Origin of the sequence: Brevibacillus sp. HB1.1, assembly GCF_013332445.1 — a bacterium.
GTDB lineage: Bacteria > Bacillota > Bacilli > Brevibacillales > Brevibacillaceae > Brevibacillus > Brevibacillus porteri.
In genome coordinates, this window is the sequence record NZ_JABMIV010000012.1 from 173,940 (window position 1) to 192,469 (window position 18,530).

Consider the following 18,530-nt stretch of genomic DNA (forward strand, 5'->3'; position numbering starts at 1 on the left):
AGGGGTTGGGCTTTCTTGCGCGTCTTTTGACAGCAGGGGTATAATGAACAGACGAAAAATGTTTTCCGCGAAGGAAAAGGAGCGTTTGAAGTGGCACACGACGAATTTTCCCTGATCCGGCAATGGACGAGTCGTTCTGCGGGGCAGGAAGGGAACGGTTTGACCGTCGGGATAGGGGATGATGCCGCTGTCTTCTCCCCAGCGCCAGAAATGGAAGTCGTGGCTTGTTGCGATGCGATGGTGGAGACGGTTCATTTTTTGAAGAAAACGATGAATCCTAGTGATATCGGATATAAGGCTGTTATCAGCAATGTGAGTGATGTTGCAGCGATGGGCGGGGTTGCCCGGTATGCGCTTGTCAGTATCGCGGTAAGTCCGCAATGGACGCCTGACGAATGCCAGCAAATCTATGAAGGTATTTACGAGGCTTGTCAGGCATATGGAGTTCGTGTCATTGGTGGCGATACCGTTTCTGCACCTGATGCCCTACACCTGAGTGTCACCGTACTGGGAGAGGTAGAAAAAGGGCGTGCCATTCGTCGTTCACAGGCAAAGCCTGGGCAGCTTGTTTTTGTTACAGGGCATGTCGGAACTTCTGCAGCAGGACTACATCTTCTCCTGCAAGGCGAGACTGCTGAAAGAGGCGTCTCTTTACCTTGGGAGACATTAATGGATGCCCATCAGCGTCCCGTTGCCCAAATAAAGGCGGGCAGACTGCTCCTGGAATCTGGGGCATGCAGTGCGCTGAATGATGTCAGTGATGGACTTGCATCAGAGCTCTGGGAGATTGCCGAGGCGAGCGGCGTATCGATTTTGGTCGATGCTGCAACAGTACCGATCCATGACGAAGTTCGGGAGTATGCACAGCACGTAGAAAAAGATCCGCTGGAATGGGCTTTTTATGGCGGTGAAGATTATCAATTGGTCGGAACGCTTGCGAAAAGTCACTACGAAGCCGTAAGCAAGCAATTTGCCGCTAGTGGTGTACCGTTTACTGTCATCGGTGAGGTGGTAGGAAAAACGCATGAGCCAGAATTGATGCTTCGGCGCGATGATCAACAGCTCCCGTTACCCAAAGCGGGATTCAACCATTTTAGGAGTGGATGAAAGAGATGAGCTATACATGGAGGCTCACGGGAGCGCAGGAGACGCAGCGCTTTGCCGAGCAACTGGCAGGTCTGCTTGAACCAGGTGACTTCCTCGCGATGGAGGGAGATCTGGGGGCGGGCAAGACAACTTTTACCCAGGGGTTGGCTAAAGGACTAGGAGTCCGACAAGTAGTGAACAGTCCGACCTTTACTATCATAAAAGAATATCAGGGGCGCTTGCCGCTTTATCATATGGATGTCTACCGGGTAGGCGATGATCCAGACTCTCTTGGTCTGGACGATTACTTTTTTGGAGAAGGTGTCTGTGTCGTAGAGTGGGCGTCTTTGATCGAGGATGTCCTGCCGACAGATCGGATGACCGTCTTCCTGCGTAGAGATGGGGAGGAACAGCGGATGATCGAGCTGGTTCCTCAAGGGAATCGTTATGTGAAATTGTGTGAGGAGTTTGATTTTGATGCGCGTACTAGCGATTGATACATCGAATCTGGTGCTAAGTGTAGCTGTGGTAGAGGAAGAGCGGGTCTTGGCAGAAATGACGACGAACCAGCAAAAAAATCATTCCGTGCGTCTGATGGACTGCGTCAGTGAACTGCTCGATGCAACAGGAACAGCACCAGAGGAACTCAGCGGCTTCGGGGTGGCAAACGGACCGGGCTCCTACACGGGCGTGAGAATCGGCGTTGCCTCTGCGAAAAGCATGGCTTGGTCACTGAATGTGCCAGTCATCGGTGTATCCAGTCTGGAGGTAATCGCCATGAATGCCACAGGCTTCTCTGGATTGATTGTGCCGCTGTTCGATGCGCGTAGAGGTCAAGTGTATACCGGCTGTTATCGTTCCCATGGCATGGAGGCGGTGCGAGCGCAGTCCACAGAACAAATCATCCTGTTGCGAGAATGGCTGCCACTGTTGCGAGACCTGGCGCAAGGAGAACCGATCTTGTTCTTGGGTGAAGATGTAAGGCTGCATCGGGAGACGATTGTGCAAGAGCTCGGGAATCAGGCGCAATTCGCTTCCCCAGCGTTCAATCATCCGCGGGCTGCCCATATCGGCTATGTGGCACTGCGCAAGCTTCAAGACGGCGGAAATGCGCATGAACTGGTTCCAGAGTATTTGCAACTGGCAGAAGCAGAAGCGAAGTGGCTTGCCCAAAAGCAGGCGGGGGCCGTAAAGGAGTAAAAGCATGAGTCAACCAATCGATTTGGAATATCGTTATATGACGATGCAGGACGTTGGGGCTGTAGCAGAGCTGGAGCGCTTGGCTTTTACAACTCCATGGCCGCATGATGCATTTGTTAACGAGCTGACGAGAAATCCAAATGCACGCTATGTAGTCGTCGCTCACCAAAATAGGGTTATCGCTTACTGCGGCATGTGGATCGTGATCGATGAGGCACATATTACAAATATCGCCGTCCATCCACTGTATCGTGGAAAGAAGGTTGGATTGGCGCTGATGATCAAAATGATGGGTGTTGCCAAGATGCAGGGTGCCCATAGCATGACGCTGGAAGTTCGACCTTCGAACACAGTCGCGCGGAACATGTATATCAAGCTCGGCTTTAAAGAGCATGGGCGGCGCAAGGGATATTATTCGGATAACAATGAGGACGCAATCATTATGTGGGTGACATTGTAATGAACAAGACGTATACGTCGCGCTACGAGAAGCGCATACAGCAAAAATACGAAGCACATAGGGAATCAGGTGCTCCTACTTATATTTTAGGAATTGAAACAAGCTGCGACGAGACATCGGCTGCTGTCATCCGTGATGGCCGAGAGGTGCTGTCGAACGTCATTGCTTCCCAAGCTGATATCCATAAAAGGTTTGGCGGAGTCGTGCCAGAGGTGGCTTCTCGCAGACATGTAGAGAATATTACGCTGACCATCGAAGAGGCACTGACTGAGGCTGGGAAAACGTTGGATGACATCCAGGCAATTGCGGTGACGTACGGGCCTGGGCTTGTCGGAGCCCTGTTAGTTGGCGTGGCAGCAGCAAAAGCTATTTCCATGGCCAGAGGCATCCCACTTATTGGCGTGCATCATATCGCGGGTCATATTTACGCGAATCGTCTGGTGCAAGAAATGGAGTTTCCGCTGATCGCACTCGTCGTATCGGGCGGGCATACAGAGCTTGTCTGGATGAAGGAGCACGGTCAGTTCGAGATTTTAGGGGAAACGCGAGATGACGCTGCAGGGGAAGCGTATGACAAGGTAGCACGAGCACTGAATATGCCGTATCCAGGAGGACCTCATATTGATCGCCTCGCACATGAAGGGGAGGCAAATGTACCGCTCCCTCGTTCATGGCTGGAGCCAGACTCCTACGATTTCAGCTTCAGTGGATTGAAGTCAGCTGTGCTCAATACCTTGCACAATGCAGCTCAGCGAGGAGAGACGATCGAACCGGCGAATCTGGCTGCGAGCTTCCAAGATTCTGTAACAGAAGTGCTCGTAGAAAAGACGATTCGGGCAGCTCGTTCTCATGGAGCGAAGCAGGTATTGCTGGCGGGCGGCGTTGCGGCGAATCGCGGATTACGTGAGCGATTGCAAGCAAGGTGTGAGGCAGATGGAATTCCGTTGGTGATTCCACCGTTCACGCTATGCACGGATAACGCGGCGATGATTGCGGCGGCAGGCTTTATCAAGTATGAAAAAGGACAGTTTGAGGGGCTTAATTTGAACGGGGTCCCAAGCTTGTCTCTTTCTGAACAATAGAGTGAATGAAAAGCATCTCTGAAGTTGGATCAGAGATGCTTTTTTTTGTTTGTTTAAACGAGCGGCTGTAGTGGGGGAAGAAGCGCATTTCCAGTTTACGCTTCGGCCTACGCCCTGCAAGGGGTTAGACTGTCCGCTCCGGATTGAATGTCGGGAGCGCTTCAAACGTAGAAGTTTCGATGAAGTCGTTCATAAGTGAAGCTGAAATTCCCCGACATTCAATCCTACGCTGAGGTGGGCTCCAGAGGCGCTTGGACTGGAAATGCGCTTCTTCCTACGAGGCTTTTTCAACATATCAATACAAGAAAAAGAGGGACCACCCAAGACGGATAGCCCTCTTTTTTATTTGCCACCACGTATCTTTTCGAAATAGGGTGCGGCTTTTTGGGGGAGTATCTCTACAAACTGCTTCCGTTCCTCAGCAGTCAATTGATCTTCATGCATAACCCCGTTCTGATCCGTAATCTTTATTTTTAAATCCATGAGTTGTTTCATAACTGCCGAAAACTCCGCGTACTCTTCTTCCGTCAACTTGCTTTTCGCTTCCTGAAACAATTTCTCGATTTCCTGATAATCTTCCTGTGTGCCACCACGTTCGATGATAGTTTGCGATGACCCGAAGATTTGATTAGCCAAATAAGGTGTAGCTAAGGCTGCCGTTGGAATTAGGATAGCCACTGCTACGATTCCACTTAACAATCGTTTTTTCATCAAAAATCTTCCTTTCTTTTGCAAGAAGTCATTTTGATAGGAGAGGTACACACGACTCTCGATCTCGGGTGGGATTTTCAACGATTCAGCATGTTGAAGAAGCTCATCGCGTAGTTGTTTGTCTATGGACATAAGAGTCTCCTCCCGTTAATTCGCAATGCTTGCGTAGTGCCTTCAGTGCCAGATGATGCCTGGATTTCACGGTACCCAGCGGGATTTGCAGCAACTCGGCGATTTCATCCAGCGCATAATCGTGAAAATAGCGCAGAATGATCACTACGCGTAACTTGTACGAAAGTGTACGAACCACTCCGAGCAATTCGAGCTGTGTCTCTGATTTGATTACTTCGGAATCTGTCCAATCAAATTGCTCATTGGGCATGAGGCGGTTTCGTTCAAAGAGCTGTATTTTTCACCAAGCCTTTCTTTTCCAGTCCTGCACCTGACGAACAGTGATCCCGTGAAGCCAAAATCGAAATGGCCGATTCTGGTCATAGGTGTGAAAAGAACGCCACATACGAATATAGGTCTCGTTCACAATGTCTTCGATGTCTTGCTTGTTGTAGACAAGAAAAGCGATCGTACGATGAACATCGGTGTGCGTAGCTTGATAAACGACGCGAAAAGCTGCTTCGTCTCCCGTCAGCATCTTTTCCAGCCAAGGGAGTAACTCTTTATCATTCATGGGGGGCCCTCCAGAACGTATTACACCCCTATATTCGCTAACAGAGGCAAAAAGGTTCAGTTGTTTTTCGTCCATCTGTATATGATTTATCCACATCATAGGATAACTTTCTGGATTGTTCACATATACTCCTGTGAATACTGGTGATAACACGAGAAAATGACCGGGAAAACCGCATGTACTCTGTGGATTGTTCTGTGGAAAATGTGGATAAAAAAGTCGAGTTATCAACAGGAGGGAGACTCGTGAGAAAGAAACTCGCGCTGATTTGCTTGTCATTCCTGATATTGTTTCTAGCTACAAATATAGGAAAACCATTGATAGCAAAGGAAAAACAACAGGTCATCTTGCTGTTTGTGGAGGGGATGTCGTTTCATGATCTGGAGCAGCTCAAAAAGTTATCTACTGTGGATAAATGGTTGGGTGATGCAGGAGCTGGGGCTCTGTCCATAAGAACACCCGGATCACGCACAGCCGCAAACGGCTACCTGCTCATGGGGAGCGGCGGACAAGCGCTTTACTCTGAAAAGAGCGGGACAGGCTATCATCCGTATGAATCGCTCTCTACCAGGGAAACAGCCGGTGAACGGGCGCAAGAGCTGGGGAGTGATCAGGCGCAGGAGGTGGCGCGCTCCTCGATTATTTTTCCGGGTATTTTCCGGCTCTTGGCAGATAATCGGGAGAAACCGTATTCTGCGCAAATCGGGCTCCTTGGGACCGTGCTTGCTGCAAACAACATTCAGGTCGCTTTATATGGAAACGGTGACTATGAGGATGCACGACAGAGACATGCCGTTTTGTTTGCGATGGATCAGCAAGGAAGGGTTCCGACAGGTGACATTTCTACAAAAAGCATGGAGCTCCTTCGTGGCTATCCGTACGGGATCAAGACAAACTACACTTACCTGCTTGAGAAAATCCACAGCGAGCGTCAAGCGGGCTTGATCATTGCTCAACTCTCAGATTTATCCCGGTTATACCAGTTGAGTGCGGATATGGACCCAGGTCAGTTTACCCGGCAGTATCAGCGCGTTTTGCACGACTTGTCCCTTTTCCTTGACCAGCTCCTTGTGGAACGTAAACCACACCAACGCATTGTATTGGTATCACCAGCTGTCAATCATGTGGCGACAAAAGAAAAGGCTCTCTTAACTCCAGTGTTCATTTGGGGAGAGAAAGCGAGTGGAGTTTTGACATCAGCTACCACGAGGCAGTCGGGATTGGTCAGTGGACTCGATATGGTACCAACCATACTGTCTTGGCTGGACGTACCCGTACCAAAAGGGTTGGCTGGTCATGTCATACGTATCGAAAAAGGGAATGGACTCACTGCCTTTCAGAATCAGGTAGGTGAGATTCATCATACGTATGCGACACGCCCAGCAGTGCTCTATACCTACGTCATGCTGCAGATTGTCATTGTTGGGTGTGCGGTCGTGCTTTGGTGGTTTGGGAGGAAGAGAGAAGGGGCAGGACTTTTGCGACTTCGTAGAGGAATACGTCTGGCGCTGCTGGCTTTATTATGGTTTCCCGCATTGCTTTTGGCAGAGAGCCTGCTCGACTGGCAGGTTTCTGGCGCGGTTGTCTTGGGGGGGCTCATCATGACTGCCCTGATTGCGGCCTTTTGGCAGGAAGCCCATGCTCTCCCGCGAATCGTGATGACGGTTAGCGGAGTGACGACAGCCATTCTGCTCGTGGACGGATGGACTGGCGCTCATTTGATGCGGCAATCGTACCTCGGGTATGATCCGGTAATCGGAGCGAGGTTTTACGGGCTAGGAAATGAATACGAAGGGGTCTTGATCGGCAGCACGATCATGCTTGTGACTTCGCTGTACGAGAGAATTCGTGGGGGACAAAAGGAGCTAAGTCAGGAAAATAAATGGTTGCCTGCTGTTTCCACAGCCATATACAGTGTCGTGCTTTATTACATGGTGGCACCGAACCTGGGAACAGACGCAGGTGGTTTTCTTGCTGGGCTGATCGGATTTACCGTGGCATTGTCACGTCTTGAGGGCTGGCGAATCGGCAAAAAAGGCCTCCTGCTGTTGGCAGGCGGCCTGGTTATGGGTGTATGCAGTTTGATGGCGATCAGTCTCATGTCAGATCAGCCCTTGACCCATGTTGGACGGCTTTCTCAGCAGATTGTACATGGGGAATGGTCCGAGGTAGGGCAGATGATTGAACGCAAGCTGGCGATGAATCTCCGCTTGATTCGCGTTTCCATTTGGAGCAAAGCATTTGTCGTCTCCCTGATTGCTCTAGGCGTTCTCACCTTGAGAAACGACCGCTTTTTGCACCATCTGGCGAAGGACACGCCATACTTGGCTAAAGGCTTTGCTGGTGTCATTGTGGGTGCACTGGCTGGGCTGATCCTCAATGATTCAGGCATCGTCACAGCAGCTACCTGCATTACCTTTCTGGTGGTTCCTGCTCTCTATGCCGCCTTGGAGGAGTCTGCGCAGGAGCGCTGTTCTACGTGAAGACGGGACTACTCTTCTGATAGCGTGCTCCACTCGTTATACAACTGCTCTAGTTCTTCTTTGGCAGCATGGATTTGCTCGTTGCGTTCTTTTGCCTGCACATGATCACTATAAATTTCCGGGAGACAGAGCTCTTCTTCCCATTTGAGAATGTCAGCCTCTCGTTTTTGGATCGTGACCTCAATCTCTTCCAAACGACGCTGACGTTGACGCTCGCGACGTTTCGCTTCCTTATCTAGCTCATAAGAGGATTTCTCAGGCTGTGCCGCCACGGTACCGCTTTGTTTTTTTGCGGGCTGCGCTGCTTGTTCGGCTGCGAGCTCTTCCAGTTCCTGCTTTTTCTCCACGAAGTAATCATAGTTACCCAAATAGCTGGTCACGCCATCACCTGTCAGCTCTAGGACGCGGGTGGCAATCTTGTTTAAGAAGTAACGGTCATGGGAGACGAACAGGATCGTACCCGGATAATCGTAGAGGGCGTTCTCAAGCACTTCCTTGCTGAAAATATCCAAGTGGTTCGTCGGCTCGTCGAAGATCAGGAAGTTTGCTTGCTTCAGCATGAGCTTTGCCAGAGAGACGCGTGCACGCTCCCCTCCAGACAGGTCGCTGATCTTCTTTTGTACATCATCACCGCTAAACAAGAAGTTGCCGAGCAAGGTGCGGACGTCCTTTTCCAGCATGTTCGGGTACTCATCCCAAATTTCGCCGAGCACTGTATTCCGTTCGTTCAGGTTACGATGCTCCTGGTCGTAGTACCCGATTGTTACATTGCTTCCGAAATGAATATCGCCCCGCAGCTTAGGCAACTGTTCTACAATCGTTTTTAACAGTGTCGATTTTCCGATACCATTGGGACCGACCAAGGCCACACGTTCTTCACGCTCGATTTCAAACGTAAGGCCCTGAGAAAGGACAGCATCCGGGTAGCCAATTGCGACGTTGTTTGCTTTCATCACAATGGTACCGCTCATTTTTGCCACATCAAAGGAGAAGTGGACGGATTTGTTGTTCATAATCGGCTTGTCCAAGCGGTCTATCTTTTCCAAGGTCTTGCGTCGGCTCTGCGCTCGTTTAGTTGTCGTAGCCCTTGCAATGTTTCGCGCGATGAAATCCTCTAGCTTGGCGATTTCTTCCTGCTGCTTTTCGAATCGCTTCAAATCCTGTTCGAGCCGAGCCGCCTTTTCATCGAGGAAGCGGCTGTAGTTACCGACATAGCGGGTAGCGCGTGTCCGTTCGATTTCATAGACAACGGTCACGAGCTTGTCCAGGAAGTAACGGTCATGGGAAACGACGAGAATGGCGCCCTGATAGTTTTGCAAATACGTCTCCAGCCAGGTCAGCGTCTCGATGTCCAGGTAGTTCGTCGGCTCATCGAGCAGGAGAATGGTGGGAGATTGGAGCAGCAGCTTGGCTAGTGCCAGACGAGTCTTTTGTCCGCCGCTCAATGTGCGGATCGGAGTCGTGTAATCGAAGTCCGCAAAGCGCAGGCCGTGCAAAACCCCACGAATCGCACCTTCGTAGCTGTAGCCGCCCTTTTCCTTAAAGGCTTCCGAGCGGTAAGAGTAATTTTCCAACAGTTGCTGGTAACGCTTCTCATCAGCGAGAATAGTCGGATCGCCCATTTTGGCCTCGAGCTCACGAAGCTCCAGCTCTTCTTTTTGTAGATGGGAAAATACAGAGAGCAACTCATCCCAAATCGATCGTTCCGATTCAAGGCCACTGTTTTGTGCCAAATAGCCAAGTGTAACATCCTTTGGAATGCGGATAATTCCTTTGTCGTAGCTTAGCTCGCCGGCGAGGATCTTCATCAGAGTCGATTTTCCTGCACCGTTTACGCCAACCAGACCAACCCGTTCCCCGGTTTGAATTTGCAGGGAGATGTCTTGTAGAATGGTTTCGATACCATACGTTTTTTCTATATGTTCAGCTTGTAGCAAAATCATCGGATTCACCTCTTTATATACTAATGCCAGTGTAGCCTAGAGAGAGCGCATGGGACAAGCCTCGTGGGAATGTCCATGCACGTGACGAAAGAGGGAAGAGGTTGTCATGGACCAAAAAACGAATAAAAAACAGCTGCGAAGCCATATTTTGGAGAGACGCAAGTCCATGTCTGCAAAGGAACGGGAGCAGCTTTCCAGAGAAGTATGCGATCATTTGCTGTCTCATGAAAGGCTGGCTGATGCCAAAGCAATCATGGCTTTCCATCCTTTTGGCGATGAACTGGATATTTTGCCCTTTCTGGATGAGGCAAAAAAGCGGGGCCAAGACATATGGCTACCTCTCACAAACGTTGCCGAGAGACGTCTCATTCCCTATCGGTATACGGGACCGCACATGCTAAAGCAAGGAGTATACGGGATTTGGGAGCCAGACCCTGCTCTGGCAGAGGAAGCGGACGTATCACACTTGGATGCGATCATTGTTCCCGGTGTTGCTTTTGATAGCAAGGGCGGGCGAATGGGGTATGGCGGTGGTTATTATGACCGCTTTCTGGCAACGCTGAAAAAGCTCCCGCTCTTGGTTGGAGTCGGCTTCTCTATACAGGTTGTGGAGCATGTACCCCTAGAGTCTCATGATGTTTTGCTAGATGCAGTTGTCACCGAAAAAGGTATTCTGCATTTTTGAATGTTTTGTGTCAGTAGCTTTGTCATGCCTTCTACTGTAGCGAATGGTGCTATCCGCCAAGGAAAAACGACGAGACGTTTTTGACAGAAAAGTGTACAATACTATCGAATGAGAAACCGGAGGAATGTATCGTGAGCAAATGGAAGGTAGGCGTTATTTCTGCAAGTGATTCGATTGCCAGAGGAGATCGTGTGGACGATCGTATGCCAATCGTTCGTCATCTGACAAGGGAATGGCTTCACGTAGATGTCGCTGTATACCGTGCCGTTAGTGATGATATGGAAGATTTGCAAGAACATATGATTGAGCTCGTAGACCGCGAAAAATGCGATTTGTTGATTGTTACGGGGGGCACAGGACTTAGCCCGCGTGACGTAACGCCAGAAGTGACCGCGTGGGTTATTGACAGACCAGTCCCAGGCTTGGCCGAAGAAATGCGCCGTGCTGGTTTGAAGCAATCCCGACGGGCGATGTTGACCCGTGCAGTTGCGGGAACCAGGGGTAATTCGTTGATTATCAATCTCCCTGGTAATCCGAAAGGCGTAGAAATCTGTTTCAATGCGATTGGCGATATGCTGTCCGACGCTTTGCACATTTTGCAAGGAACGGGAGAAGCAAACGAAGATTGGGGAGGATTGCATTGGTAGAAAAACCTCAGATGCGGGAAGTGCCAGTGCGTGAAGCGATCGGCATGATGCTTCCTCACGATATGACACAAATTTTGCCTGGAGAATTCAAAGGACGCTTGTTCAAAAAAGGACATGTTGTCACCGAGGCGGATATTGAGCCGTTGTTGTCCATTGGCAAAGAGCATATTTACGTGCTGGAGATGCCAGAAGGCTACATCCATGAGGAAGAAGCGGGCATTCGTATTGCGAAGGCTGTTTCCGGACAAGGCTTGACCTTGACGCCTCCTTATGAGGGCAAGGTGTCGATGAAGGCCGCGAGAACAGGTTTAGCTAAAATCAATGAGGAAGCTGTCCATGCGTTGAACAAGCTCGAAGGAATAGCGTTCTCCACGATTTACGGCGATCAGGTCGTGCATCCGGGACATACATTGGCGGCTACGAGAATCATCCCGTTAATTATGGAAGAGTCTCGAATCATCGAGCTGGAGCAACTGGCCAAACAGTATGACGAACCGATTGTACAAGTAAAAACGTTTCAAGATAAAAGAGTGGGACTTGTTACAACAGGGGGAGAAGTTTTCTCTGGCAGAATTGCAGACAAGTTCGGTCCTGTCATTCGAAACAAGGTAGAAGCTCTCGGCTCTACTCTAGTAGACCAGCGTTTTGCGCCAGATGACAAGGAAGCGATCGAACAGCAGATTCATTCGTTCCTCGATGAAGGGGTCGATCTGATCTTGGTCACGGGGGGCATGTCTGTCGATCCAGATGACCGCACGCCGGGAGCGATTGCAGGAGTAGGAGCGGAAGTAGTGCGCTACGGTACGCCGATGCTGCCGGGTTCCATGTTGATGGTTGCTTACAAAGGTGAAGTGCCGATTCTGGGATTGCCGGGAGCGGTCATGCATGAGACGTTTACTTCCTTTGATGTATTTTTGCCGCGTATTCTGGTTGGGGAGCGAATTGTGGCATCTGATATGACAAGACTCGGATATGGTGGTTTACGAAAGTGCTAGCTGGTTAGACTGGCAAATAACGAAAAGCAAACGACTTCACAAGAAAAAGGAGTGAACACGTATGAGCTCAATTGGGATTCCTGGATTAATCTTAATTTTAGTTTTAGCCTTGGTGCTTTTCGGTCCGAAAAAGCTTCCAGAATTGGGGCGTGCGGTAGGTCATACTTTGAAAGAATTCAAAAATGCTACACGTAGTCTGACAAGCGACGATGAAGACGACGATGAGGAAAAAAAGCGCAAGGAGCTAGCCTCCAAAGAAGCGTCTGCCAAAACAACGCCTGTTGTTGTTGAGAAGGAAGCAGCGGAGCGGGAGCGAATTGAACGCGAAGTTCGTGAAAAAATGGAACGCGAGCGCTTGGAAAAAGAAATCCGCGAAAAGCTGGAGCTAGAGCGCCTGCAAATGGAAAAAGAGCAGAAGAACGCGTAACAGGTAAGGTTGGTGGTTACCATGAAGGATCAGGAAATGACAGTGGTAGAACACCTGACGGAACTGCGCAAGCGCATCATATGGGTGCTGGCCGTGTTTATTGTCGCATTGATCGTCGGTTTTTTCCTCGCCGGTCCACTCGTGGATTATTTAAAGCAAGAACCGATTGCGGATGGCGTGCCCATTGTCTCGTTGCATCCGTCAGACGCACTTCGTGTTTACATGCAGGTTGCCTTCATAGTGGGCGCTGTCATTACACTGCCTGTAGCACTTTATCACGTTTGGCGTTTTGTTTCGCCAGGGATGGAAGTACAGGAAAAGCGCGGGACGCTTTATTTCATCCCGGCGGCTTGTTTTCTGTTTATCGTTGGTATCCTGTTTGGCTACTACGTCGTTTTCCCGATGGTCATGCAGTTTATGACCAGTATTACAGCATCGATGGGTGCAGACCCGAACTACGGAATCGCGCAATACTTTGGCTTCATGTTTAATATGGTCATTCCGTTCGGGATACTGTTCCAGTTGCCGATTATCGTCATGTTCCTGACGAGACTGCGCATCCTCAATCCAATGAGGCTGGCAAAGGCACGACGCTACGCTTACTTTGCACTGGCTGTCGTCGGGATTACCTTGACGCCTCCTGAGATTGTCAGCGATATTCTTGTGATCATTCCTTTGCTGCTTTTGTATGAGCTGAGCATTTGGCTATCCCGTGTTGTTTATCGCAAGCAATTGAAAGAACAAGAAGCGTGGGAACAAGAATACGGCAGTCTGGAAACAAACGAACCCGTTCAATAACGAGCATGAGAAAAGTCTTCTGTCCCGAGTGGCAGAGGACTTTTTTGTATTTCAGCAGAAATTAGGAAATACTACGGACGTTATGATCCGGGAGGTGCTGAATGTGTGGCTGATCGTATGTTTGGCGTTACTCTTTTCAGGGAGTACTGCTCATGCCGCCGGGCTGGGAGAGCCTATCGAACTGTTTGATACGGACAAGCAGCGTGTTGTGGCTAGCTTTGAAAATACAGCTGGATTTCAGGAGGAAGCCCAGCAGATTTTGCAGAGTGTGAGTGGGCGGGTCTTAGAGTTTAATCCATCGTTGAATTCTGCCATGATCGTGAAAATTCCGTTAGTCCCCCCAAAGTCGATGAAACTAAAATCCGCTAATCTCGATGCGATGATTGCAGAGATGTTTGTCATCATGCCCAAAAAAGGGGAGCGTCGTCCGTGGCTGATTTTGCACACGAAAGAATATGAAACGGTCGTTGTGGAGTTTACCGAAAAAGTTGACCATCTGAGGGAGCAAGTGAAATTGCCGTAAAGTGGCGCTTCTTCTTGCAAAAATAAGCCCGGTCGTCCATAAAAAGCGACGAACCGGGCTTTTCGATTATTTCGTGGGAGTGAGGAAGGTTTGAGTGAAGTAGTCTGTATATACGCCCACTCCTAACTGGGTAAAGCCTTTTTCGAGTACGTTTTTGCGATGGCCTGGACTGTTCATCCAGCCTTCATGAGCTTCGATGGCATCCGTATAGCCTGCTGCAATATTCTCACCAGCCATGCTGTAAGCGAGAGAGGCACTTTTCATGCGGTCAAATGGATTACTCCCAGTAGTTGCAGAGATGTGATCGAAGAAATTGTTGCTCTCCATGTCCATGCTGTGTTTTCGTGCCACATCAGCAGCTTTTTCGTTCCATTGAAGGGGCGGGAGCTTGTATCGGTAGCGGGAAATATTGACCAGATCGAGGATTTGCCGCTCTGATGCAGCATTGACCTGTTCTCGTTCACCAACACGAAGCGGCGGGGGATCAAAATTGGGCGCCTGACCTTGATAGGACCATTTCGTTTCGTAAAAACTACCGCGCAATAGCATTTGCGTATCCATCATACGTACAGCGGTGACCTTGTTGCCATTCTGCTTGTCCAAGTAATAAATGTAGGGGGTACCGTCTTTCATGACGAGAGGGCGTTGCTGCTTTTGATTGGTAATTTGGATTTGTGCCCCCTGAAAAGAAAAAGAAACAATGTTTTGTACAGCCAACTGACGCTCGAGTGAGTGCTGGCTGGTGCCGACTCCGATGTTTCCGAGCTTTGCTGTCGGAGCGAGCGAGTACACATCGACGACTTTGTCATTTGCGATGCCGACTTGCATGTATCGGGCAGGCTCGCGATTGTACACCCACCATTGATAGCCGAGACTGCTTGGCTCTTTGCGGGCGGGCTCACCTAATCGTTTGTGTACTTCCTCAGAAGACATGCCGAGAGCTATGTCAAAAATCGTGTTAGGCTTCTCCTCTCGAATGGGTGCTGCAGGTGGTTTGGTTGTTGCAGCCTTTTGGGGAAGCGGCAGAGAGGCAGGAATCGCATCGGGTGTAGTCTGTTTTTCAGGCTGTCCGATAGTGAATACAGGAGCATGACCGACCCAAGCAGTTTGGGAAGTTTCATCCCAACCGATAGGTTTATTCAAGTGGCGAGTGATCATGGTCAGAGGTACATATAGTGTTCCTTCGTATTCGAAGGAAGCTGGTATTTCCTTGCCTTCCTCCGTGTAGTACCCGGGCTTTTCGCTTGCGACAATTTCACGACCATCCCAATAAATGGAGGCGGGGTTAAGGTTGACCCGTATAAAGGAAGTAGTATCCGAAGTGAAGAGACGGCTGATTCCCAAGACTCCCAGGGCAATTAAGCCAATCCAGAGCCATTTGTGCATGGAACAATTCCCTCCTTAGCGAGCTTGCCAGATTCTATGTTTCATTTATATGAGCGTGTCCGAATACTAGAACCTTTTTGCTAGAGAGTGCAATTTGATAGGAGGAAGAGTGGTCAAGCAGTTGCAGATGGAAAAAAGTGAGGGAAACTACTTGCAAAGTACATAGTGATTCATTATTATAGGAATTGGGTGTTAGCACTCATAACAGTCGAGTGCTAACAACAGAAATATTGTTTACCTACATTTTTTGAGGAGGGTGTTTTTAGTGCTTAAGCCATTGGGTGACCGTGTGGTAATCGAAGCTATCTCCAAAGACGAAACGACTGCAAGCGGTATCGTTTTGCCTGATTCTGCAAAGGAAAAACCGCAAGAAGGCCGCGTAATCGCAGTAGGTTCTGGCCGTGTTGCTGACAACGGCGAGCGCATCGCTTTGGAAGTAAAAGAAGGCGATAAAGTAATCTTCTCCAAATACGCTGGTACTGAAGTAAAGGTAGACAACAAGGAATACCTCGTGCTGCGCGAATCCGATATCCTCGCGATCATCGGTTAAGGCTCTTAACATAGGAAGTCGAACGAATAAACACATAACAGGAGGTTGAGTTTAGATGGCTAAACAAGTCAAATTCTCTGAAGACGCTCGCCGCTCCATGCTCCGCGGTGTTGAAACTTTGGCAAATGCGGTTAAAGTAACCCTCGGTCCAAAAGGCCGTAACGTGGTTCTTGAGAAAAAATTCGGTTCTCCGTTGATCACGAACGACGGTGTTACCATTGCGAAAGAAATCGAGCTGGAAGACGCTTACGAAAACATGGGTGCGCAACTGGTTAAAGAAGTTGCTACCAAAACCAACGACATCGCTGGTGACGGTACAACAACTGCAACTGTACTTGCTGCAGCTATGATCCGTGAAGGTCTGAAAAACGTAACTGCTGGCGCTAACCCAATGGTTATCCGTCGTGGTATGGAAAAAGCAGTTCGTGCAGCTGTAGAAGAAATCAAATCCATCGCGAAGCCGGTTGAGAATAAATCCTCTATCGCGCAAGTAGCTGCTATTTCCGCTGATGATCCTGAAGTAGGAAACCTGATCGCTGAAGCAATGGAAAAAGTGGGCAAAGATGGCGTAATCACTGTTGAAGAATCCAAAGGATTCGTAACAGAACTGGAAGTAGTAGAAGGTATGCAATTTGACCGTGGCTATGCTTCCCCTTACATGATCACTGACACTGACAAGATGGAAGCGGTTCTGAACAACCCTTACATCCTGATCACTGACAAAAAAATCTCCAACATCCAGGAAGTTCTGCCTGTACTCGAGCAAGTAGTACAAAGCGGCAAACCTCTCTTGATCATCGCTGAAGATGTTGAAGGCGAAGCGCTCGCTACTCTCGTAGTGAACAAACTGCGTGGTACCTTCACAGCTGTAGCGGTTAAAGCTCCTGGCTTCGGCGACCGCCGCAAAGCTATGCTGCAAGACATTGCTGCTCTCACTGGCGGCGAAGTGATCACGGAAGAGCTGGGTCTGGACCTGAAATCCACTAAGCTGGAGCAATTGGGTCGCGCTGGTAAAATCGTGGTTACAAAAGAAAACACAACTGTTGTTGAAGGTGCTGGCGACAAGGCTTCCATCGAGGGCCGCGTAACCCAAATCCGTCAACAAATCGAAGATACGACTTCCGATTTCGATCGTGAAAAACTGCAAGAGCGTCTGGCTAAATTGGCTGGCGGCGTAGCAGTAATCAAAGTCGGTGCAGCTACTGAAACCGAATTGAAAGAGAAAAAACTCCGCATCGAGGACGCTCTGAACTCTACTCGCGCAGCAGTAGAAGAAGGTATCGTACCTGGTGGTGGTACTACTTTGATCAACGCAATCAAAGCGGTTGAAGCGATCAATGTAGGTGGCGAAGAGGCTGTAGGTGTACAAATCGTACTCCGTTCCCTGGAAGAGCCAGTTCGTCAAATCGCTGCGAACGCAGGACTCGAAGGTTCTGTAATCGTAGAGCGTCTGAAAAAAGAAGCAGTGGGCATTGGTTTCAACGCAGCTACTGAAGAGTATGTAAACATGCTCGAAGCTGGTATCGTTGACGCGGCGAAAGTTACTCGCTCCGCACTGTCCAACGCTGCATCTGTAGCGGCTATGTTCCTGACTACAGAAGCAGTAATTGCTGACAAACCAGAAGAAAACAAAGCTCCTATGGGCATGCCAGATATGGGTGGCATGGGCGGTATGGGCATGATGTAAGAAAGCGGCGCGCCGTTTTCTTCAAAGAGAGGCAGACAAATCGTCTGTCTCTTTTTTATGTGAAACTGGCGATCGTGAGGATAGTTCATCTGATCGGAGTGTGGGATGACTTCTTTTAGCACCATTCCGTTAAGCGTGCTTACACTATTCATTGCCGATGATTTGCTTCCAAGCAATTTATCGAAGGACTTACGTCGGGGGCAATAAAATGAGCAAACGCTGGATTAGCTTTGATCTGGATGGAACTTTGATGCAAAACCCGTTTGGAGCGTGGGTATTTCCGGAGATTGCGCGTGTAATCTCCGGTCAATTGGGGAGAGAGCACGACATTGTTTCAGAAATGGTAACCGAGCATGAGCGGCGTATGTCCCAAGAACGCTACGTAGAAGCGTATGATTGGGATGATATCCTTGTTAGTAGATGTGATGCATTGAGTATAGAAAAAAAGATTGATATTGAATCGCTGGTTCGGAAACACTCTGTAATGCCCAAGGTTAATTTGCTCGAGGATGGGATTCTCCAGATGCTCGAGGAGACAAAGAAGCGGGGCTTTTCGCTGGCAGTGGTCACAAATGGATTCCACAAGTTTCAGGCACCAGTAATGGAGGCATTAGGCTTGCTGGAGTACTTTGATGAGATCATTACGCCAGAACGAGCTGGTACTGGCAAGCCAGACCCAGTTATTTTGCAAAAACTGCAGGGAAAAGTAATTGCTCATGTAGGAGATCGTTTGGATCATGACATTCAACTTGCTAACCGCAGTCATGTAACCTCTATTTTAATAGAGCGAAAATTGCCTGAGGAATTGTTGATGTTCCAACCGCAGATGCGTGCAAATGATCACAGAATGCGTTTGTTCTGTTTGGAGAAGTGGAGGAGGGAGTGCAAGAATCCATTATTGTCAGAGCTTCCGGAGCTTTTCATGCCGCGAATTGTGATTGGTTCTATGGGAGAATTGCTGTCTGTTCTGGATGAACAGGGGGTGGGATAAAATTCTAGGTAATAATGCTTGCGTTTTTGCTGCCGGCTTGGTATGATAACTCTTGTCGCTTTTGAAGGGAATTTTAGAGAGAATGAAAAAAACTTCGAACTTCTAAAAATAACTCTTGATTTTCAAAAGAAGACCTGATATAGTTTAAAAGGTCGGCGCCACAAGCGCTAACGACGAAAGAAAAGAACGAT

General features: G+C 49.1%; 18 protein-coding genes and 1 pseudogene. 15 read left to right on the forward strand and 4 right to left on the reverse strand.

What is annotated here, in order from left to right:
• Nucleotides 1–90 precede the first annotated feature (90 nt).
• From thiL to tsaD, 5 genes are read left to right on the forward strand one after another with little or no spacing between them, the layout of a single operon-like run.
• A complete protein-coding gene (gene thiL / locus HPY27_RS25515; RefSeq protein WP_017246606.1) occupies nucleotides 91–1,107 on the forward strand; it encodes a thiamine-phosphate kinase in 1,017 nt (338 codons plus the stop codon).
• A gap of 5 nt (nucleotides 1,108–1,112) precedes the next feature.
• Entirely contained in the window at nucleotides 1,113–1,583 is a 471-nt protein-coding gene (gene tsaE, locus HPY27_RS25520; RefSeq protein ID WP_026042899.1) for a tRNA (adenosine(37)-N6)-threonylcarbamoyltransferase complex ATPase subunit type 1 TsaE, read from the forward strand.
• Entirely contained in the window at nucleotides 1,564–2,286 is a 723-nt protein-coding gene (gene tsaB, locus HPY27_RS25525; RefSeq protein WP_017246604.1) for a tRNA (adenosine(37)-N6)-threonylcarbamoyltransferase complex dimerization subunit type 1 TsaB, read from the forward strand. Before tsaE ends, tsaB begins: the two co-directional genes overlap by 20 nt.
• Nucleotides 2,287–2,290: 4 nt before the next feature.
• Nucleotides 2,291–2,746, forward strand: coding sequence for a ribosomal protein S18-alanine N-acetyltransferase (rimI, locus tag HPY27_RS25530; protein WP_017246603.1), 456 nt, complete (start codon nucleotides 2,291–2,293; stop codon nucleotides 2,744–2,746).
• The gene (gene tsaD / locus HPY27_RS25535) at nucleotides 2,746–3,828 is read left to right on the forward strand and encodes a tRNA (adenosine(37)-N6)-threonylcarbamoyltransferase complex transferase subunit TsaD (RefSeq protein ID WP_174226288.1); all 1,083 of its coding nucleotides are present in this window, start codon (nucleotides 2,746–2,748) and stop codon (nucleotides 3,826–3,828) included. The genes rimI and tsaD overlap by 1 nt, the downstream gene beginning before the upstream one ends.
• Nucleotides 3,829–4,170: 342 nt before the next feature.
• Here the strand turns inward: tsaD and HPY27_RS25540 are convergent, their stop codons facing one another.
• Nucleotides 4,171–4,671 carry a DUF3600 domain-containing protein gene (locus HPY27_RS25540; protein ID WP_174226289.1) on the reverse strand — a complete coding sequence of 167 codons (501 nt, stop codon included), beginning with the start codon at nucleotides 4,669–4,671 and terminating at the stop codon, nucleotides 4,171–4,173.
• A pseudogene (locus HPY27_RS25545) lies at nucleotides 4,643–5,224 on the reverse strand (sigma-70 family RNA polymerase sigma factor). The gene HPY27_RS25540 and the pseudogene HPY27_RS25545 overlap by 29 nt, the downstream one beginning before the upstream one ends.
• Before the next feature lie 245 nt (nucleotides 5,225–5,469).
• Between HPY27_RS25545 and HPY27_RS25550 the strand changes: the two are divergent.
• The gene (locus tag HPY27_RS25550) at nucleotides 5,470–7,707 is read left to right on the forward strand and encodes a hypothetical protein (protein ID WP_174226290.1); all 2,238 of its coding nucleotides are present in this window, start codon (nucleotides 5,470–5,472) and stop codon (nucleotides 7,705–7,707) included.
• 8 nt (nucleotides 7,708–7,715) lie between these two features.
• Here HPY27_RS25550 and HPY27_RS25555 read toward each other — a convergent pair whose 3' ends face one another.
• Nucleotides 7,716–9,650, reverse strand: coding sequence for an ABC-F family ATP-binding cassette domain-containing protein (locus HPY27_RS25555; protein WP_174226291.1), 1,935 nt, complete (start codon nucleotides 9,648–9,650; stop codon nucleotides 7,716–7,718).
• A gap of 106 nt (nucleotides 9,651–9,756) precedes the next feature.
• Between HPY27_RS25555 and HPY27_RS25560 the strand changes: the two genes are divergently transcribed.
• The 6 genes from HPY27_RS25560 (at nucleotide 9,757) to HPY27_RS25585 (ending at nucleotide 13,725) form a co-directional block, all read left to right on the forward strand.
• Nucleotides 9,757–10,335 carry a 5-formyltetrahydrofolate cyclo-ligase gene (locus tag HPY27_RS25560; RefSeq protein WP_174226292.1) on the forward strand — a complete coding sequence of 193 codons (579 nt, stop codon included), beginning with the start codon at nucleotides 9,757–9,759 and terminating at the stop codon, nucleotides 10,333–10,335.
• Between the two features lie 131 nt (nucleotides 10,336–10,466).
• Nucleotides 10,467–10,982 carry a MogA/MoaB family molybdenum cofactor biosynthesis protein gene (locus HPY27_RS25565; protein ID WP_007721035.1) on the forward strand — a complete coding sequence of 172 codons (516 nt, stop codon included), beginning with the start codon at nucleotides 10,467–10,469 and terminating at the stop codon, nucleotides 10,980–10,982.
• Nucleotides 10,976–11,977: a molybdopterin-binding protein gene (locus tag HPY27_RS25570; RefSeq protein WP_174226293.1), complete on the forward strand. Its 1,002-nt coding sequence runs from the start codon at nucleotides 10,976–10,978 to the stop codon at nucleotides 11,975–11,977. The genes HPY27_RS25565 and HPY27_RS25570 overlap by 7 nt, the downstream gene beginning before the upstream one ends.
• Before the next feature lie 61 nt (nucleotides 11,978–12,038).
• Nucleotides 12,039–12,404 (forward strand): twin-arginine translocase TatA/TatE family subunit, encoded by a 366-nt coding sequence (gene tatA, locus HPY27_RS25575; protein WP_173624069.1) that lies wholly within the window; start codon nucleotides 12,039–12,041, stop codon nucleotides 12,402–12,404.
• 21 nt (nucleotides 12,405–12,425) lie between these two features.
• Nucleotides 12,426–13,202 (forward strand): twin-arginine translocase subunit TatC, encoded by a 777-nt coding sequence (tatC, locus tag HPY27_RS25580; protein WP_069852150.1) that lies wholly within the window; start codon nucleotides 12,426–12,428, stop codon nucleotides 13,200–13,202.
• 103 nt (nucleotides 13,203–13,305) lie between these two features.
• Nucleotides 13,306–13,725: a hypothetical protein gene (locus HPY27_RS25585; RefSeq protein WP_106835621.1), complete on the forward strand. Its 420-nt coding sequence runs from the start codon at nucleotides 13,306–13,308 to the stop codon at nucleotides 13,723–13,725.
• A 66-nt stretch (nucleotides 13,726–13,791) separates the two neighbouring features.
• Here the strand turns inward: HPY27_RS25585 and HPY27_RS25590 are convergent, their stop codons facing one another.
• Nucleotides 13,792–15,111, reverse strand: a complete 1,320-nt coding sequence (locus HPY27_RS25590) for a CAP domain-containing protein (RefSeq protein WP_174226294.1) — start codon at nucleotides 15,109–15,111, stop codon at nucleotides 13,792–13,794.
• A 265-nt stretch (nucleotides 15,112–15,376) separates the two neighbouring features.
• On the opposite strand from HPY27_RS25590, the gene groES reads away from it, so the two are divergent.
• From groES to HPY27_RS25605, 3 genes are all read left to right on the forward strand, one after another.
• On the forward strand, nucleotides 15,377–15,661 hold the full coding sequence (gene groES, locus HPY27_RS25595; RefSeq protein WP_007721023.1) for a co-chaperone GroES: 285 nt from the start codon (nucleotides 15,377–15,379) through the stop codon (nucleotides 15,659–15,661).
• Nucleotides 15,662–15,716: 55 nt separating this feature from the next.
• Complete coding sequence (groL, locus tag HPY27_RS25600; RefSeq protein WP_017246591.1) at nucleotides 15,717–17,348, forward strand: chaperonin GroEL; 1,632 nt, start codon at nucleotides 15,717–15,719, stop codon at nucleotides 17,346–17,348.
• 208 nt (nucleotides 17,349–17,556) lie between these two features.
• Nucleotides 17,557–18,339, forward strand: coding sequence for an HAD family hydrolase (locus HPY27_RS25605; RefSeq protein ID WP_174226295.1), 783 nt, complete (start codon nucleotides 17,557–17,559; stop codon nucleotides 18,337–18,339).
• Nucleotides 18,340–18,530: the final 191 nt, after the last annotated feature.

Coding starts and splice junctions, on each gene's coding strand:
- tsaE (WP_026042899.1), top strand. CDS start 1,113: ATGAGCTATACATGGAGGCTCACGGGAGCGCAGGAGACGCAGCGCTTT.
- tsaB (WP_017246604.1), top strand. CDS start 1,564: ATGCGCGTACTAGCGATTGATACATCGAATCTGGTGCTAAGTGTAGCT.
- rimI (WP_017246603.1), top strand. CDS start 2,291: ATGAGTCAACCAATCGATTTGGAATATCGTTATATGACGATGCAGGAC.
- tsaD (WP_174226288.1), top strand. CDS start 2,746: ATGAACAAGACGTATACGTCGCGCTACGAGAAGCGCATACAGCAAAAA.
- HPY27_RS25540 (WP_174226289.1), bottom strand. CDS start 4,671: ATGTCCATAGACAAACAACTACGCGATGAGCTTCTTCAACATGCTGAA.
- HPY27_RS25555 (WP_174226291.1), bottom strand. CDS start 9,650: ATGATTTTGCTACAAGCTGAACATATAGAAAAAACGTATGGTATCGAA.
- HPY27_RS25560 (WP_174226292.1), top strand. CDS start 9,757: ATGGACCAAAAAACGAATAAAAAACAGCTGCGAAGCCATATTTTGGAG.
- tatA (WP_173624069.1), top strand. CDS start 12,039: ATGAGCTCAATTGGGATTCCTGGATTAATCTTAATTTTAGTTTTAGCC.
- tatC (WP_069852150.1), top strand. CDS start 12,426: ATGAAGGATCAGGAAATGACAGTGGTAGAACACCTGACGGAACTGCGC.
- HPY27_RS25590 (WP_174226294.1), bottom strand. CDS start 15,111: ATGCACAAATGGCTCTGGATTGGCTTAATTGCCCTGGGAGTCTTGGGA.
- groL (WP_017246591.1), top strand. CDS start 15,717: ATGGCTAAACAAGTCAAATTCTCTGAAGACGCTCGCCGCTCCATGCTC.
- HPY27_RS25605 (WP_174226295.1), top strand. CDS start 17,557: ATGAGCAAACGCTGGATTAGCTTTGATCTGGATGGAACTTTGATGCAA.